Annotated in this window: 17 protein-coding genes; 6 read left to right on the top strand and 11 right to left on the bottom strand. The window is 75.4% G+C overall.

What is annotated here, in order from left to right; all coding sequences use genetic code 11:
- Nucleotides 1-43: 43 nt before the first annotated feature.
- From ACL02T_RS01515 to ACL02T_RS01465, 11 genes are all read right to left on the bottom strand, one after another.
- The gene (locus ACL02T_RS01515; RefSeq protein WP_412828790.1) at nt 44-1,471 is read right to left on the bottom strand and encodes a WS/DGAT/MGAT family O-acyltransferase; all 1,428 of its coding nucleotides are present in this window, start codon (nt 1,469-1,471) and stop codon (nt 44-46) included.
- A 34-nt stretch (nt 1,472-1,505) separates the two neighbouring features.
- The gene (locus tag ACL02T_RS01510; protein WP_412829314.1) at nt 1,506-2,750 is read right to left on the bottom strand and encodes a class I SAM-dependent methyltransferase; all 1,245 of its coding nucleotides are present in this window, start codon (nt 2,748-2,750) and stop codon (nt 1,506-1,508) included.
- Nucleotides 2,751-2,752: 2 nt separating this feature from the next.
- Nucleotides 2,753-4,189: an FAD-binding oxidoreductase gene (locus ACL02T_RS01505; protein ID WP_412828789.1), complete on the bottom strand. Its 1,437-nt coding sequence runs from the start codon at nt 4,187-4,189 to the stop codon at nt 2,753-2,755.
- A 94-nt stretch (nt 4,190-4,283) separates the two neighbouring features.
- On the bottom strand, nt 4,284-5,264 hold the full coding sequence (locus ACL02T_RS01500) for an aldo/keto reductase (protein WP_412828788.1): 981 nt from the start codon (nt 5,262-5,264) through the stop codon (nt 4,284-4,286).
- A gap of 592 nt (nt 5,265-5,856) precedes the next feature.
- A complete protein-coding gene (locus ACL02T_RS01495; protein ID WP_412828787.1) occupies nt 5,857-6,300 on the bottom strand; it encodes an Hsp20/alpha crystallin family protein in 444 nt (147 codons plus the stop codon).
- 285 nt (nt 6,301-6,585) lie between these two features.
- Complete coding sequence (locus ACL02T_RS01490) at nt 6,586-6,909, bottom strand: STAS domain-containing protein (protein WP_412828786.1); 324 nt, start codon at nt 6,907-6,909, stop codon at nt 6,586-6,588.
- Nucleotides 6,906-8,528 carry an ATP-binding SpoIIE family protein phosphatase gene (locus tag ACL02T_RS01485; protein WP_412828785.1) on the bottom strand — a complete coding sequence of 541 codons (1,623 nt, stop codon included), beginning with the start codon at nt 8,526-8,528 and terminating at the stop codon, nt 6,906-6,908. The genes ACL02T_RS01490 and ACL02T_RS01485 overlap by 4 nt, the downstream gene beginning before the upstream one ends.
- 6 nt (nt 8,529-8,534) lie before the next feature.
- Nucleotides 8,535-9,002: a Rieske 2Fe-2S domain-containing protein gene (locus ACL02T_RS01480; protein WP_412828784.1), complete on the bottom strand. Its 468-nt coding sequence runs from the start codon at nt 9,000-9,002 to the stop codon at nt 8,535-8,537.
- Nucleotides 9,003-9,090: 88 nt separating this feature from the next.
- Nucleotides 9,091-10,713, bottom strand: a complete 1,623-nt coding sequence (locus ACL02T_RS01475) for a PP2C family protein-serine/threonine phosphatase (protein WP_412828783.1) — start codon at nt 10,711-10,713, stop codon at nt 9,091-9,093.
- 4 nt (nt 10,714-10,717) lie between these two features.
- Entirely contained in the window at nt 10,718-11,095 is a 378-nt protein-coding gene (locus ACL02T_RS01470) for an STAS domain-containing protein (protein WP_412828782.1), read from the bottom strand.
- A 99-nt stretch (nt 11,096-11,194) separates the two neighbouring features.
- Nucleotides 11,195-11,626 (bottom strand): pyridoxamine 5'-phosphate oxidase family protein, encoded by a 432-nt coding sequence (locus ACL02T_RS01465; protein WP_412828781.1) that lies wholly within the window; start codon nt 11,624-11,626, stop codon nt 11,195-11,197.
- A gap of 307 nt (nt 11,627-11,933) precedes the next feature.
- On the opposite strand from ACL02T_RS01465, the gene ACL02T_RS01460 reads away from it, so the two are divergent.
- The 6 genes from ACL02T_RS01460 (at nt 11,934) to ACL02T_RS01435 (ending at nt 15,876) form a co-directional block, all read left to right on the top strand.
- Nucleotides 11,934-12,320 carry an STAS domain-containing protein gene (locus ACL02T_RS01460; protein ID WP_412828780.1) on the top strand — a complete coding sequence of 129 codons (387 nt, stop codon included), beginning with the start codon at nt 11,934-11,936 and terminating at the stop codon, nt 12,318-12,320.
- A gap of 285 nt (nt 12,321-12,605) precedes the next feature.
- The gene (locus ACL02T_RS01455) at nt 12,606-13,565 is read left to right on the top strand and encodes a hypothetical protein (RefSeq protein WP_412828779.1); all 960 of its coding nucleotides are present in this window, start codon (nt 12,606-12,608) and stop codon (nt 13,563-13,565) included.
- Nucleotides 13,562-14,101: a phage holin family protein gene (locus tag ACL02T_RS01450; RefSeq protein WP_412828778.1), complete on the top strand. Its 540-nt coding sequence runs from the start codon at nt 13,562-13,564 to the stop codon at nt 14,099-14,101. The genes ACL02T_RS01455 and ACL02T_RS01450 overlap by 4 nt, the downstream gene beginning before the upstream one ends.
- Before the next feature lie 9 nt (nt 14,102-14,110).
- Entirely contained in the window at nt 14,111-14,848 is a 738-nt protein-coding gene (locus tag ACL02T_RS01445; RefSeq protein ID WP_412828777.1) for a DUF3618 domain-containing protein, read from the top strand.
- A 69-nt stretch (nt 14,849-14,917) separates the two neighbouring features.
- The gene (locus tag ACL02T_RS01440) at nt 14,918-15,568 is read left to right on the top strand and encodes a DUF2231 domain-containing protein (RefSeq protein WP_412828776.1); all 651 of its coding nucleotides are present in this window, start codon (nt 14,918-14,920) and stop codon (nt 15,566-15,568) included.
- Between the two features lie 38 nt (nt 15,569-15,606).
- Nucleotides 15,607-15,876, top strand: coding sequence for a DUF6158 family protein (locus tag ACL02T_RS01435; protein ID WP_412828775.1), 270 nt, complete (start codon nt 15,607-15,609; stop codon nt 15,874-15,876).
- Nucleotides 15,877-15,954 lie beyond the last annotated feature (78 nt).

The raw sequence follows: 15,954 nt of genomic DNA, 5'->3' as shown, positions 1-15,954 counted from the left end.
ATGCACGGGGTCCTGCTCCGCGGGAAGGGGACGGGCGCCCCGTTCAGCCGGACGTGCGTTCGGCCTCGGCGGCCGGTGCCTCCCTGAGCTCGGCGAGCGAGTCGTCGATGGCGGAGGCGAGGGTGTCGACGTCCGGCAGGGCGTCACGGTCCGCGTTCAGCCCGTAACAGACGGTGCCGTCGTACGAGGTCACACCGATGGCGACGGCCTGGCCGTGGGCCAGCGGGACGACGGGGAACATGTCCCGCATCCGGGCGCCCATCGCGTACAGCGGCCGCGGCGGGCCGGGCACGTGGGTGACAACGACGTTGAACAACCGCGAGGAGAGCCGGGAGGAGAGCCGCGCGCCCATCTGGTGCACGGTCGGCGTGGCCAGCCCGGCGAGCCCGACGACGGCCGTGGTGCCCGCCGAGCGGCCGAACCGCTTGCGCGCCTCCATCTGGGACGCGATCGCGCGCAGCCGCTCGACCGGGTCCTCGATGCCGACGGGCAGCTCCACGAAGACCGCGGAGATCTGGTTGCCCGACACCGCGGCGCCGCTGCGGCCACGCACGCTCACCGGGACCATCGCCCGCACCACCGAGTCCGTGAAGATCGGCTCGCCGCGGCTGATCAACCAGCGCCGCAACGCCCCGGCCACCACGGCGAGCACGACGTCGTTGACCGAGCCGCCACCCGCGCCGTGCCGCCGCCGGATCACCCGGTGCTCGAACAGCGAGGTCCTGGCCATCCCGAAGCGGCGCTGCTCGCCGATGGGCGCGTTGAGGGCGCCGACGGGACGGCCGCGGGCGGCGGTCCGCACGGCGTCGGCCAGCCCGCCGAGGGAACGGCGGACGGACGAGGCGGCCTGCCGCAGGTCCGCGGCCGAGCGCGCCACCGCGTCGACGGCGCTGCGCGGGCGCAGCATGTTCTCCACCACCGCCGACGCCGCCAGCTCCAGCCCGGTCGGCTCGCGGGCGGGCCGCCACTCGTCCGGCTCGACCGGGCGGGGTGTGGGGGTGGTGTCGAGCAGGACGGCGCCGATGTCCATCGAGGCCAGCCCGTCGACCATCGCGTGGTGGGTCTTGGTGACGACCGCGAGCCGGTGCCCCTCGAACCCCTCGACCAGGTAGATCTCCCACAGCGGGCGCGACCGGTCGAGCTGGCGGGACAGCAACCGTCCCACCAGCTCACGCAGCGCCACGTCGGATCCCGGGGCGGGCAGCGCCGAGCGCCGGACGTGGTAGCTCAGGTCGAAGTCCGGGTCGTCGACCCAGACCGGCAGCCCGAGCCGACCCGGCACCTCGCGCACCTTCTGCCGGTACCGCGGTACCAGCGCGAGCCGGTCGCCGATGAGCCGGACGAAGGCGCCGACGTCGAACGACCCGTCCGCCCCGGTCTCGAAGGTCATCACCCCGCCGACGGTCATCGCCGTCGTGCGTTCCTCCATGAACAGGAACGAGGCGTCGAGGGGCGACAGGCGCTCGGGCACGGGGGGAACCCTAGTGCGCGGGTTCGGCGGAGGGTCACCAGACGCCCTCGGACCGCCAGCCGCGCAACGGCATGCCCGACGCGCCGTGCTCGCCCGGCTTCACACCCAGCATCTGGTGCAGCTGGATGTTGTCGAGCTCGAACCCGAGCCGGCACGCGGCCATGTACAGCCGCCAGACGCGGGCGCGCCCGATGCCGACCTCGGCGACCGCCTCGGCCCAGTGGTCCTCGAGGTTGCCGCCCCAGTCCCGCAGGGTCAGCGCGTAGTGCTCGCGCAGGTTCTCCTCGTGCCGGATCTCGAAGCCCGCGGCGTTCATCTCGGTCATGAGCAGGCCCGGCGACTCGAGCTGACCGTCGGGGAACACGTACCGGCCGATGAACGGGTCGACCTTGCGCTTGTTCACGGTGCGCGGCTGGGTGATGCAGTGGTTGAGCAACCGGCCCTCCGGCCGCAGCTTGCCGTACAGGAAGCCGAAGTAGGCGCCGAGCTGCGCGCGGCCGATGTGTTCGGTGAGGCCGATCGAGCTGACGGCGTCGAACGCGGTCTCCGCGACGTCCCGGTAGTCGAGGTGGCGGACCTCGGCGAACTCCTCCAGCCCCTCCTCGCGGATCGCCCGCTGCGCCCACTCGGCCTGGTTCCTCGAGAGCGTGACGCCGAGGGCGTGCACCCCCATCCGGGCCGCGTGCCGGACCATCCCGCCCCAGCCGCAGCCCACGTCGAGCAGCCGCATCCCGGGCTCCAGCGCCAGCTTGCGGGCGACGAGGTCGTACTTGGTCTCCTGCGCCTGCTCCAGCGTCGCGTCCGGGCGCGGGTAGACGGCGCAGGTGTAGGTCATCGACGGACCGAGCACCCACTCGTAGAAGCGGTTGGACACGTCGTAGTGGTGCGCGATGGCCTGGCTGTCCCGGAACTTCGAGTGCAGCCGCCCGCGGGGCCGCGCCTCGAGCTCCGGCGGGGCCGGCCGGTACCGCAGCCACACGGGGCCGACGGTCGCGAGCAGCTTCGCGAAGTCCGCCTTGGAGATCCCGTGGAGGGTGACGTCGGACAGCGCGGAGAGCGCCGCGTACAGGTCGCCCTCCACCTCGATCTCGCCGGTGACGTACGCCCGGGCCAGGCCGAGCGTGCCCGGCGCCGAGGCGAGCCGCGCCAGCGCGCGCGGCGACTCGATGCGCAATGCCACCTCGGCGTCGTCCGGACCGGACTTGCTGCCGTCGTAGGCGATCAACCTGATCGGCGCGTCCGCGCCCAGGACCTGCCCGAAGACCTCCGCGACCCGCATGCTCACGCTCCCCCTCCGACCTTCGTGTACAGATCCGGGACCCGCCCCGCCGGGTCGTAGCGCTGCTTCACGGCCCGGTACGCGGGTCCGTTGTAGCGCTCCCAGAACTCGGTCTCGCCGTAGTGGACGGTCGAGTACAGGCTCTTGTGGCCGTCCAGATCGGCCACCAGCCGCTCGACGAACCGGTTGTGCTCCTCCCGGTCGGCCCCCACCGGCACCGACGACCAGAAGCCGACGTTCACGTACGGCGTGTGCGGCTCCATCGGGTACAACGGCCAGGTGCGCTCCCCGCGCAGCTGCAGCGGGCAGAGCCACACCGGCGTGATCCCCACGTGGGCGTGGAAGGCCGCGAGGAACTCCGGGAGCCGGGGCGTCGGGATCTCGACGTCCTGGACCACCATCTCCTCCTCGGGCCGGCCGAGTGCGCGCCGCACGGTGTTCGACGCCTGGTACCGCTGGTCGAGCGCGACGAGCCTGCGGTAGACGTCCGACCGGCGGTGGCGCCTCGGCCAGAGCCGGCGCACGGCCGGCACCTGCACGCCGAAGGCCCGCGAGCACCAGAACCAGTCCGTGTCCCAGCGCCACAGGTAGTCGTGGACGGTGAGGTGGTCGACCGGGCGCCGCTGCAGCGACCGGTAGAACACATCCATCCCGGTGTAGTCGGAGACCTGCGCGCCCGGCGTGGGGGCGTCGACGAACCGCCCCACGCTCACGTAGTGCTCGTCGGCGGAGAACACCGTCCCGTCCACGAAGTCCGCCGGCCCGTCCGGCCGGGCGAACCCCGCCAGCGCGGCCGTGGCCTCCTCCGCCGTGCGGAAGCGGTGGTGGGTGAGCCTGACGAACGGCTTCACCGGCATCAGCTCGATGCGCAGCCGCAGCGCGTAGCCGAGGGTGCCGTAGGAGTTGGCGAACGCGGCGTGCAGATCGCCGTGCTCGGTGTCCGGCGCCGCCGTGACCAGCTCCCCGCCCGGGGTCAGCACGTCCATCTCCAGCACGGACTCGTGCGGGAGCCCGTGCCGGAACGACGTCGACTCGATGCCGAGCCCGGTCACCGCACCGCCCAGGGTGATCGTCTTGAGCTGCGGCACGACCAGCGGCATCAGCCCGTGCGGCAGGGTCGCCGCGACCAGGTCCTCGTAGGTGCACATGCCCTGGACGTCCGCGGTGCGGTTCGCCCGGTCCACCTCGATCACCCCGGCGAGCCCCGAGGTGTCCAGCAGCACCGAGTCCGCGGCGTGGGAGCCGAACCGGAACAGGTTGGACGTCCGCTTGCCCAGCCGCACGGGGGTGCGGGCCGGGACCGCGCGGTAGGCGCGGACCAGCTCCGCGACGGCCGCGTCGTGCCGCCGCCGTGACTCCGAGGCCCTGCTCGACCCCGTGCTCGCCCCCGCCCCCGACACCGTCTCCGACCGCCGCCCCGTCCGCTCGACCGTGCCCACCCCGTCACGCTAACGCCGCGACGGTTGGTCCGTCAGGGGCTTCGGCGGGGTCCTGCGTCACTCACCTGAGGCAGAGCACGACGAATCGGACACCTCAGCCACGCCGGCGGGACGCGACGAGCTTCGGCAGCGCCGGGAAACCGGTGAGGGGCTGGTAGGCCTCGGCCGCCGCGGTGAGCCCCGCGTACTCGTCGTCGGTCAGCCGGATCCCCGCCGCCGCGACGTTGCTCTCCACCTGCTCGACGCTCGACGCACCGGGGATGGCGACGACGTTCGGCGGGTGCACCACCCAGGCGAGGGCGATCTGCGACGGCGTGGCGTCGTGCGCCGAGGCGACGTCCCGCAGGGTGTCGAGCAGCGGTTTCGCGGCGTCGAGGTTCTCCGGCAGGAACATCGCGTTGGCCGCGCGCACGCCGTTGGTCGGCCGGTGGTCGCGGTCGTACCGGCCCGACAGCAGGCCCTGCGCCAACGGGCTGTAGCCGATCACCACGTGGCCGGTGCGCTGCGCCCAGGGCAGCATCTCGGCGAGCGGGGCGCGGTGCACCAGGCTGAACTGCACCTGGTTGGCCAGGAGCTTCGACCCGAGCCGGGCCTCGGCGGACCTCCAGCGGTCGAGCTTGTAGTTGGACACCCCGACGTCGCGCACCACGCCCACGTCGCGCAGGGCCTGCATGCCGCGCATCGTGGTGCCGTCGCCCACGACCGGGTTCGGCTGGTGCACCTGGTACAGGTCCAGCGTCCGCACTCCCAGCCGCTGGGCGCTCGCCACCCCGCGCTGCTGCACGACCGCGGCGGTGGGCAGTACCGGGAAGATCTTGGTGGCGACCACGACGTCGTCGGTCCCGCCGGTCTCGGCGAGGGCCCTGCCCAGGATCCGCTCGGAGCGGCCGAACCCGTACACCTCGGCGGTGTCGAAGACGGTGACGCCCAGCTCGCGCGCGCGGGCGACGATCCGGCCGGCCTCCCGCTCGTCGTACCCGCCGCCGTAGCCCCACTCCTTGGACCCGAACTGCCAGGTACCGAGGCCGATGACCGAGTACGGCTTCTCCGTGCCGACGTTCTCCACTTGACGCATGACCCCAGTGTGCCGACGCCGCCCGCGGCCCGGCGGCATACTCAGTGGGCGCTCAGGAACGCGTCGAGCGCCGGCCACGTGGTGCTGCGCGCCCTGCGCCCGGTGAGGACGGGGACCGCCGGGCGCGGTCCGGAACCGCACCTCGGGTACACCCGTGAACAGGTCGACGGCGTGGTGGACGGCGCGCAGGCGGCGCGATGACGTGAGCACCGTCCTGCGACCCGCCGGCTGCACGCGACAGCAGAGGGCCCCCCCCCCCCCCCCGCGGGGGGGGGGCCCGGGGCGGGTGGGGGGGGGGGGCCGGGGGGGGGGTATGAAAACCGGGCGGGGTGGGTGGGGGGGGCCGCGGGTGGGCCCGCGGGGGGGGCGGCCGGGGGGCCCGCCGGGGGGGGCGCGCCCGCGCGGGTGCGCCGGGCACCCGCGCGGCGCGACGGGGACGGAGGCGGCGAGCGCTCGCGCGGCAGTGCGTGGGGCATCCCGGCGCGCCCGCGCGCGGCGGGGGACCCGCCGAGGTCGCGTGCGCTCATCGGGCTCACCTGCGTTCTGCTCCGAGGAGAGCCGGCCGGGCCCGGTGACCCGGTCGGACGGACGGTCAGGCGTCGATCTCGCGGCGCCCCGGATCGTTCGCGGTGGAGATGGCAATGCTACGCGGCTTGGCCCGCTCCGCGACAGGGATCCGCAGGGTCAGAACGCCCGCGTGGTAGTCGGCGTGGATCTGGTCCGTGTCGAGGGTGTCGCCCAGGAACAGCTGGCGCGAGTAGACGCCGAGCGGCCGCTCGGAGACCTGCATCTCCACGTGCTCGTCGCGCAGGGTCGGCCGGCGCTCGGCCTTGACCGTGAGCACGTTGCGCTCCACCGACAGCTCGATCGCGGAGGGGTCGACGCCGGGGAGGTCGAACTCGACCACGAAGTCCTCGCCGTGCCGGTAGGCGTCCATCGGCATGGCGGCGGGGCGGGACCACGTCCCGGCGGCCGTCCCCAGGGCCTGCTGGGCGAGGCGGTCGAACTCACGGAACGGGTCGGTACGCATCAGCATCGCGGGTTCTCCTTCCTGCTCGACACTGCTCGGCGATGCTCGTCCGTCCGGAACCTTCAGATCCCGGTCGGTATATCTGCATTCTGCATGTGAGGTTTCAGCTGCGCAAGCGGTCGCGTCCCCTGAACCGTTCCAGACACGGTGGGGCGACCTCTCCGCTCCCGCACCGCGAACGAGGCTGCCGGACGACCGTGATCAGCAGCCGCGGACGACCCGGGGCGGATCCCGACCCTCCACGTCCACGACCGGGGATCACCGAGGTGAAGCGGTCGCGGGCAGGGTGGCTCACTCGATCCGCAGCGCGACGACCTGGCCGAGCCCGACGAGCTCGATCGCCTTGCGCACCGGCGAGTCGGTGGGCAGGACGATCTCGAGCAAGACCTGGAGCAGCTCCAAGCGGCTCGCGAGGGTGAACAGGGTGCGCAGGCCCGCGCTGTCGAGGTACTCCACCCCGCCCAGGTCCAGGGTCACCGAGCCGGCGTGGTTGGTGATCAGCTCCTGGACGCGCTGCTCCACGAGCCCCGCGTTCGCCAGGTCGACCTCACCGCGGACGGCGATCTCCACCTGGCCCGGCTCGGGCTCCCGCGCGTCCACGCTCGCCTCGGTCACGACCCACCTCCGAGGGTCTTCTCCAGCACGACGCGGGTACCGGTCGCGTCCCGCTCGACGTGCACCTCGTCCACGAGGCCGTGCATCAGGGTGGTCCCCCGCCCGCGGTTGGCCCCACGGGCCTCGCGCCACGCACCGGTGTCCCGGACCGTGGCGCTGACCTTCCGTCCGTGCATCTCGAGGTGCACCTCGAGCAGGCCGCCGCCCGGCCCGTAGGCGTGCTCCACGACGTTGGCGCACGCCTCGCCCACCGCCAGGACCAGGTCCGAGGTCTCCTCCGCGGAGGCGCCGACGCCCCCGAGGTAGCTCCGCAGGGCCTGCCGGACCGGGCGCAGCGACCGCGGCACCGCGGGCTCCACCAGCCGCAGCGGCTCGGTCGCCCCGTCGTCCGGCCGGGTCACGACCAGCAGGGCGACGTCGTCCGCCGACGGTTCGTTGCCGATCAACAAGCCCATGATGCGGATGCAGACCTGCTCGGCGGGCCCCGACCGCACCGCCTCGGTGAGCCGCCTCAGTCCGACGTCGAGCGACTCACGGCGGCGCTCCACCAGGCCGTCGGTGTAGAGGACCAGGCAGGCCCCGGCGGGCAGCTCGACCGTGCCGGTCCGCCGCCGCCGGGCCGGCGTCAGCCCGATCGGCGGGTCGATGGTCATCTCGACCAGTTCCCCGCCCCCACCCGACAGCGCGCGGACCGGCGGCGGGTGCCCGGCCGACGCCACCCACGCCACGCTCTGGTCCACCTCCACCACCGCACACAGCACGGTGGCCATGACGTCGCGCTCGAAGTGCTGGACCTGCACGTCGAGCCTGCGCAGCAGCTCGCCCGGGTCCTCGGTCAGCAGCGCGTACGCGCGCACGGCGCCGCGCAGCCGGCCCATGGCGATGGACGCCTCCAGCCCGCGCCCCACGACGTCGCCCACCACGACGCACAACCGGCCCGACGGGAGGTCGAACACGTCGTACCAGTCCCCGCCGACCTCGCCGCCCCCGCCGGGCACGTACCGTGCGGCGAGCTCGAGGCCGGGGACCACCGGCAACCGCGCCGGCAGCAGGCTGCGCTGCAGCGCCGCCGCGGCGCTCCGCTCGGCCTCGGTCATCCGGGCCCGGGTCGTCATGGCGACGCGGTCCGCGGCCAGCTGGAGCAGCTCGGCGTCGTCGGCGGTGAACGAACGCGGGACCAACGTGCCGACGTGGAGCACGCCGAGGACGTCCCCCGCGACCATCAGCGGGACGCCGAGCAGGGACCGGATGCCCTTCTCCCGCAGGATCGGGTTGAGGACGTTGGAGTGGTCGACCTCGTCGATGACCACGGGCCGCCTCTCCGCGGCGATCCGGCCGGCGAAGCCGCGGCCGATCGGGATCCGCACGCCCTGCAGGGTCTCCTCCTCCAGGCCGCTGGTCGCCGTCGCGATCAGGTAGGTCGCCGAGGGATCGAGCAGCAGCACCGCGACCGTGTCGACCTCGAGCAGGTCCCGGACGCGTTCGAGCAGTTCGACGAGCATCTCGTCGACACCGAGCCGCGTGAGCTCGGTGTCGGTCAGCGTCTGGATCCGGCGGAGCCGGTCGCCGGTCGAACCGGTGTCCGCCGCCTCCGCGCCGCTCCGGGCGGGTAGCACCATCGGAGTCTAGGCTCGCCCCCCTCCGGTCCCCCGGGGCCCGGGTACCGGCCGGCGCTCGAGCGGGCGCACGGCAGGGCCCTCCAGGACCGCGCCGTCGACGGCGGACCGCGAGCCGTGACACGGACAGTCCCAGCTGCGCTCGGCGCCGTTGAACCGCACCAGGCAGCCGAGGTGCGTGCAGCGCACACAGACGGCGTGCAGCATGGCGGCCTGCAGCGCCGTCACCTTCGCGGTGTTGTTGCCGGTGGCCCCGGACGCCACCCGCTCCGCCTCGACGACCGCGACCCGCGCGCCGCGCGCCTTTGAGCAGGAGCGCCGCCGCCAGCCGGTGATGCCGCCGCCGAGGACGAGTACGTCGACGTGCCGCTCGGTCGTCGGGCCGGTGCAGCGCAGGCCGGCCCGGTCCGTCAGCCAGGGCGAGCCGGCCCCCGTGACGGTGGGGACGGGTCCGTCGGTGCGCGGGTGGTCGGCCACTCAGGGGCCCTACCCGCGTCCGTCCTCCCCAATCCGGAAGTCGCCGTTCCGGGGTGCCGAGGCGGCCGGAGGGTGCGTCCGGGCGGCCTCACCAGGTGCGGTACACGTGGACCAGGGCGACGTCGTCGTCGTGGGAGCCGCCGGTCAGCCGGGCGACCAGGCCGTCACAGTCCTCCGCGGTGAGCGGGCGGGGCAGGCCGACGACCGCCTCGAGCAGCCACTCCATGCCCTCGGTGACGTCCCGCGTCCGGCTCTCGACCAGCCCGTCCGTGTAGAGCAGCAGCTCGTCCCGGCGCCGGAGCACCGAGCGGAGCTCGGGGAACTCCGCGCCGACGCCGAGCGGCGGGGCCAGCGCCTCCCCGAGCTGCTCGATCGTGCCGTCGGCGCGTCGCAGCAGGGCGGGCAGGTGCCCGGCGTTGGCGAAGACCAGCCCGTCGTCGGGCGTGTGCACGGCGTAGAAGCAGGTGACGAAGGTGGGCTCGGCGAGGCCGTCGAGCAGCGCCGAGACGTGCCGCAGCACCTCGGACGGGGGCAGGCCGAGCAGGGCGTAGGAGCGGATGGCGGTCCGGGCCTGCCCCATCACGGTGGCGGCGCTGACCCCGTGTCCCACCACGTCGCCGATCACGAAGGCGGTGCCGCCGGAGGACAACGGGATGACGTCGAACCAGTCGCCGCCGATCTTCGGCCCGGTCGCCGCGGGAAGGTAACGGGTCACCAGCTCGAGGCCCGGCACCGTCGGGGTGGCCGGCAGCATGCTGCGCGACAGCTCGCGGGCGAAGTTCCGCTCCCGCTCGAACAGCCGGGCGTTGTCCAGCGCGATCGCCGTGTAGCCCGCGATCCCCTCGGCCAGGTACGCGTGACGTTCGGTGAACCGGCCGCGCTCGGGGTGGCCGAAGAAGAAGCCGCCGAGCACCTCGCCGCTCGTCGGGCTGATCACGGACACGGCGAGGTAGCTGCACACGGGCAGGTGCCCCTCGGGCATGCCGTGGTACGGGGCGTTGCGGCCGAAGCGCGGGTCCGCGGTGATGTCGTCGCTGCGGACCGTGCCCCGGCCGTCGAAGGTCGGCGCGAACACCTCGGTGTTGCGCGGCATCGGGAACCGCGCGAACGCCTCGCGCGACGCCCCGGACAGCGTGTAGAGCGTGTAGGACTCGCCGAACTCGTCGACCAGGTTGTAGAAGAACGCGCCGAACGCCGCCCCGACTGCCGTGGTCGCGGCGTCCGTGGCCTCCTGCACCAGGTCGTCGACGTCGAGCTGCGCCGTCAGCCGGCGACCCACCGAGTGCAGGGCGTCGATCACCGCGGCCTCGCTCCGCAGGGCACCGACGGTGCGGTGCAGCCCTCGGGTCGCCGCGGCGACGGCCCGGGCGGCGAGCAGGTGCGAGCGGCCCACGGGCACGCGGGTGAGGAGGGCGGTCGCGGCGCCGGGACGTGCTCCGTCGCCGTCCTCCCCGCGCACCCCGTCGAGGACGACCAGCGCCGCCGTCGCCCCCGGGAGCAGCGCCGCGCGCTGCGCGTCGTCGGGCACCAGCACGGCCGGGCCGTCCGTCACGCGCAGCGCGGCGAGCAGGCCGGGGTCGAGGGGCAGCCGCTCGACGGGCACGGCGCAGCCGTCCGGGCCGGTGAAGACCCCCGCCAGGGCGGTGAGCAGGGCGTCGGCCTCCGGGCTCGTCCCGCCGGTCCGGGCTCCACCCACCGCGTCGCGCGTCACCGGCTCATCCTGCGGCGAGGGCGTCGGCGCGGGTGGGACGGATCGCGAGCTCGTCGGTCAACCGGGTCAGCTCGAGCGGGCGCAGGACGAGCCGGCCGGACGCGACGACCCGGACCGGGACCTGCGCGCGGAGCCGCCGGTCGGCCCGGACCAGCTCGGCCATCCCGGCGGAGGCCAGGAAGGTGACGGCCGTCAGGTCGATCACGAGCAGGGCCGGGTGCAGCCGCGCGGCGTGCTCCACCGCGCGCCGCAGACCGGGCGCGAGCGCGAGGTCGAGGGCGCCCGTGACGGCGAGCACCACACCCTCCGGCACCTGCTCGACGGTCACGGAGCCCGCGGGCTCGTCGTCGAACGGACCGCCCGCCCGTCCGGTTCCGCTCATGCGGTCATCCTCCCGTGCCGGCGGCGCGGCGGCGAGACCGTGTTCGGGGGACCCACCGGGAGGTGCGGGGGCGGTCCCACGGGTGCCGGGCGCGGTGGGTCAGCGCGTGGTCAGGCGGCGGCCGGTGAGCCGGGCCAGCGGGATGCTGATCGCGTGCCCGTTCCGGCCCGTCGGCCAGGGCGAGCGCCCGAGCCGGACCAGCGTCGACAGACGGGAGCGCTCGGTGACCTCGTAGGCCTGGCCGATGCCGAGCACACTCCACCCCGTGTGGTCGTCCGCGTCGATCTCGTCCACCTGGAAGGCGACGACGGCCCCGCGGGTCGCCGCCACGAGCGTCGGCCCGCCCGCCGAGCGGAAGACGATCTCCTCGCGGTCGAGCACGTAGGTGACGGGGTGGGCGGCGGGCATCGCGCCCTCGGTGTAGATCACCCGCCCGAGGTCGGCGGTGGCGAGCAGCCGAAGGCACTCGGCCCGGTCGATCTCCACCAGATCGCCCCGGCCGCCCGACACGGCGGTGGAGGACTCCGACACGCCGACGATTCTCGTTCCCGACCGGTCGGCCGGCAGGGGCCGAAAGCCCTTACTTAGCCTGTAGTGACCTCAGTCACAAAAGGGGCCATTCGCCGCACGGCGGACGGTACGGGACCGGGGCCCCGAGGTCGACGGGGCCCGGCAGGAGCGTGCGGCGTCGGGCGGCGGCGAGGGCCAGCACGGCCGCCGGACCGTGCTCGACGGGCCGAGGGGCTGAATTGGTTCAGGACCGATCCGGCGGCCGTGACGGGGCGTGAAGCTCTTCGCGCCCGGGAACGCGACAGAGAGGGACGAGGAAGGAGCAGTTGTGAGTGTGATTGCCGCCCCCAGCAGGCCCGGCCGCCTGGCGATCTCCGGCCCGCGACCGGATGTGCACGTCATCGCGGTGGAGGGGGCCCTCGACCCGGTCGCCGCCATCCGCCTGCTGCGGTTGGTCGACGCCCGGATCAGGCTCCGCGCCCTCGGCACCGGGTCGACCCGGCACATCGTCCTGGACCTGACCGACGTCGACTCGGCCACGACCTCCGGGATCGAGACGCTGATCCGCGCGGCACGCAACGCCGAGGCACACGGGATCGGGCTGCACGTCGTCGGGTTCGGCGGCGTCGCCGGCCGGCTCCCGCTCGAGGCACGCCAGCTCGTCGGCCGGCTGAGCCGCTACCCGGACCTGGCCGCCGCCCTGCACGCGCTGTGACCGCCGCGGCCCCCGCCGGCGGCCGATGCTCGTGCCGGAGCCGACGAACACGGCGAAGCGCTGGAGGGCACTGCCGGGAAGCGCCGGAGGGCACTGCCGGCGAGCAGGGCCAGGCCCTGAGCACCCGCAGCATGCGGGGCAAGCGTTCGGCCGGCCCTCGGGCACGGCGCGCCGCAGCCGCTCTGCCATTCGGGTGGATCCCCGTCCCCGGGGGTCCGGGTCGGGTGTCCGCGGTCCGGCCCCGGGTACCGCCGACGGCACTGCCCGCTAGGGAAGGAGCACGCAGTGACGGAGAGCACGAGCGAGACCGCCCGGGCCGAAGGGGCCGACGTCGGGCGGACCGCGGCCGAGGCCGGCGGCCAGGTCGCCGGGACCGCCGCCGGAGAGGCCCGCGCCGTCGCCGGGGAAGCCCGCCGACAGGCCAGGGATCTCGTCGACCAGGCCCGCGGCCGACTGCAGGACCAGGCCGGGTCCACCCAGCGCCAGGCCGCCGACGGTGTCCGCGGGGTGGCCGACCAGCTCCGGCAGATGGCCGGATCGGCGGACGGCGGTCCCGTGGCCGACCTGACCCACGAGGCCGCGGACCGGGCCGAACACCTCGCGTCCTGGCTGCAGGAGCGGCAGCCGGGCGACCTGGTCGAGGAGGTGCGGAGGCTGGCGCGGCGCCGCCCCGGCGCGTTCCTCGCGGGCTCCGCCCTCGCCGGGGTGCTGGTGGGGCGGCTGACGCGCGGGGTCGTCGAGCACGAGAAGGACTCCTCGGGCCCGGGGCCGCAGACCACGCCGGGAGCGGACCACGGGGCCGCAGCGCAGGGCGTGCCCCCGGGCTACGGCGCCGGGGCACCGGGCGTGCCCCCGGGCTACGGCGGCGCAGGGCAGGGCATGCCCGCCGCCCCGCCGCCCCCGGCCGCCCCGGGACCGGGCGCCGCGCCTCCGGTCCCGCCGGGGCCGGCCTCGACGCCGCCCGTGCCGCCGGGGCCGGGACCGCGGTCGGCACCGGCGCCGGGACCGACGCCGCCCGTCCCGCCCGGACCGGGGACGACCGGGGAGCGACCCGATCCCGGCGGACCCGCGGGTGTCGCTCCCGGCGGCTCCGTGGCGCCCGGTGGACCGGCGGTGCCGCCGCCGGCACCGGGCCCCCGCGGGCCGGCACACGCACCCCGCCCGGGATCGACGACCGTCGGCGACTACGTCGACGAGCTGGGCCGACGGGGTGACCCGCGGGTGACCGACCGGGACGAGCGGTGAGCGCCCCCGGCGGTCCGCCCACCGGGCCCGGGCCGGGTCGGCACCAGGCTCCCGACGTCGAACGGTTCGACCAGCCTCCGCCGCCCGCCGCGGCGCCCCCTCCCGGTGATGCGCCGCCGGGTGCGGCTCCGGCGGGTGCCCACCGCGAGTATCCGCCGGACGTCTCCGACGTCTCGGTCGGCGATCTCCTCGGCCGGGTCTCGCGGGACCTGTCCACCCTGATGCGTCAGGAGCTGGCGCTCGCGCAGGCCGAGGTGAAGCAGGAGGCGCGCAAGGCGGGCAAGGCCGCCGGCAGCTTCGGCGCCGCCGGGTTCGCCGGCTACATGGTGCTGCTGTTCCTCTCGGTCGCCCTCTGGGCGGCCCTGTCCACCGTGACGGGCGGCGGCTGGGCCGGGCTGATCGTCGCCGCGGTCTGGGCGGTGATCGGCGCGATCGCCTTCGTGCTCGGCCGGAACAACCTCCGGCGCACCCACCCCACCCCGGAACGCACCGTCGACACCCTCAAGCAGGTTCCCGACGCCCTCAAGGGCCGGTGAGGAGGACCCATGACCACTCCCTACGACAGCCCGACCCCCTACGACGCCTCTGCCCGCCCGGACGACCCGGACGAGCTCCGTCGGCAGATCGAGGCGACCCAGGACCGGCTCAGCGGCGACGTCGACGCCCTGGGCGAGAAGGTCGCCCCGGACCGCATCGTGCAGCGCCGGGTCGACCGCGTCCGCGGCCGCGTCTCCGGCTGGCGCGACGCCGTGATGGGCAGCGATCCCGGCGGCTCCGCCCGCGACACCGCCCACCACGCCGCCGGGCGGGCCCGCTCGCTGGCCGGCGAGGCGTCGGACCGGGCGAGCGCCGCGACCGGCACCGTGGGCGACCGGGCCTCGGACGCGGCCTCGACGGTCGCCGGGACGGCCCGCGAGGCACCCGAGCGGGTGCGGCAGCAGGCCCGGGGCAACCCGCTCGCCGCCGGACTGATCGCCTTCGGGGCGGGCTGGCTCGTGTCGTCCCTGCTCCCGGCGAGCCGCCGGGAGCAGGAACTGGCCGGCGAGGCCAAGGAGCGCGCGACGGAGGTGGGACGCCCGCTGGCCCAGCAGGCCGGCGAGACGGCCCGGGAGATCGGCGAGGAGCTGCGCGAGCCGGCGCAGCAGGCCGCGCAGTCGGTGCAGGAGACCGCGAAGGATGCGGCCTCGACCGTCGCCGACGAGGGCAGGTCGGCGGCCGGCCAGGTCCAGGACCGCACCCGGGAGGCGGGCCGGACCGTCAAGGACAGGTCCGGGCCGTCCTGAGCCACCGGCCGGGCACGGGACGGCACGCGTCGGGCGCATGCGCGGCGGGAGTTCGGGTAGGCAGCCGGTATGAGCGGCTCACCGATCGCCCGGGCGCTGCGCGCCGCCGAGTCCGTCCGAACCGGGGAGGACGCGGCCGTGGCCGCCCAGCGCGTGCTGCGCCGCTACCTCGCCGGCAGTCGGCTCGACACGCTGCTGCGCGGGGCGTGGCTCGGCCATCCGGTGCACCCCCTGCTCGTGACGGTCCCGATCGGCGGGTGGGCCTGCGCCGCCCTGCTCGACGCCGTGGGTGGGCAGGAGGAGGCCGCCCGCCGTGTCGTCGGCGCCGGGCTGGTCAGCCTGCTGCCGACCGTGGTGACCGGACTCGCCGACTGGAGCGGGCTCGACGAGCGGCGCCGCCGGGTCGGGCTGCTGCACGCGGCCGGCAACGTCGTGTCGGCCGCGTTCCTCGGTGCCTCCTACGCCGCCCGGCGGCAGGGCCGGCACCGGGCCGGAGCGGTGCTGTCGCTGGTCGGGGCGCTGCCCCTGTCGGTGGCCGGGGCCCTGGGCGGACACCTGTCCTACGCCCAGGGCGCGGGCGTCGGGCGCTGGCCGGAGGCGTCGTCGGACGCCGGGCGCACCGAGCGGGAGGCGAGCGGCCCGGTCGGCGGCCCCGCGTCGGGCGTCGACGTCGACACGGGCGCCATCCCGGGCAGCGGGCCGGGACTCACCCCCTGTTGAGCCGCATGCCCGGCCCCCGTGCCGGGTAGCTGCGGGGCATGACCGACCGATCCCACGGCATCCCCCCGGCCGAACTCGGCGACGACGCGCTCCGCCGGGAGATGACCCACCTGCACGAGACGCGCCACGACACCGTCCTCGACGGTTCCGAGGACGCGCTGGAGGCGCACACCCGCCGCATGCTGGCGCTCGAGGCGGAGTTCCTGCGGCGGTTCCCGGACGAGGCCGCCCCGGACCCGCGACGCACCCGCGCCGGCAGCCGCGAGGCCGCCGGTCAACCCGTCGCCGGCGGCCCGGACGGCGGCTGACCCGCGGCCTCGGCGCCGCCCTCGCCCCGGCAGGTCGCCGAGCGTCCGCACTCGGGCACCTGCGTCGACGTCCCCGTT

It is taken from the genome of Pseudonocardia oceanicola, from assembly GCF_047200735.1.
Taxonomy (GTDB): Bacteria; Actinomycetota; Actinomycetes; order Mycobacteriales; family Pseudonocardiaceae; genus Pseudonocardia.
The sequence above is the reverse complement of the archived record's forward strand: the minus strand, read 5'-3'. Positions and strand labels throughout refer to the sequence as shown.

Excerpts from the sequence above, each read along its gene's own strand:
- ACL02T_RS01510 (WP_412829314.1), bottom strand. The coding sequence starts at position 2,750 with ATGCGGGTCGCGGAGGTCTTCGGGCAGGTCCTGGGCGCGGACGCGCCG.
- ACL02T_RS01500 (WP_412828788.1), bottom strand. The coding sequence starts at position 5,264 with ATGCGTCAAGTGGAGAACGTCGGCACGGAGAAGCCGTACTCGGTCATC.
- ACL02T_RS01495 (WP_412828787.1), bottom strand. The coding sequence starts at position 6,300 with ATGCTGATGCGTACCGACCCGTTCCGTGAGTTCGACCGCCTCGCCCAG.
- ACL02T_RS01485 (WP_412828785.1), bottom strand. The coding sequence starts at position 8,528 with ATGGTGCTACCCGCCCGGAGCGGCGCGGAGGCGGCGGACACCGGTTCG.
- ACL02T_RS01470 (WP_412828782.1), bottom strand. The coding sequence starts at position 11,095 with ATGAGCGGAACCGGACGGGCGGGCGGTCCGTTCGACGACGAGCCCGCG.
- ACL02T_RS01445 (WP_412828777.1), top strand. The coding sequence starts at position 14,111 with ATGACCACTCCCTACGACAGCCCGACCCCCTACGACGCCTCTGCCCGC.
- ACL02T_RS01440 (WP_412828776.1), top strand. The coding sequence starts at position 14,918 with ATGAGCGGCTCACCGATCGCCCGGGCGCTGCGCGCCGCCGAGTCCGTC.
- ACL02T_RS01435 (WP_412828775.1), top strand. The coding sequence starts at position 15,607 with ATGACCGACCGATCCCACGGCATCCCCCCGGCCGAACTCGGCGACGAC.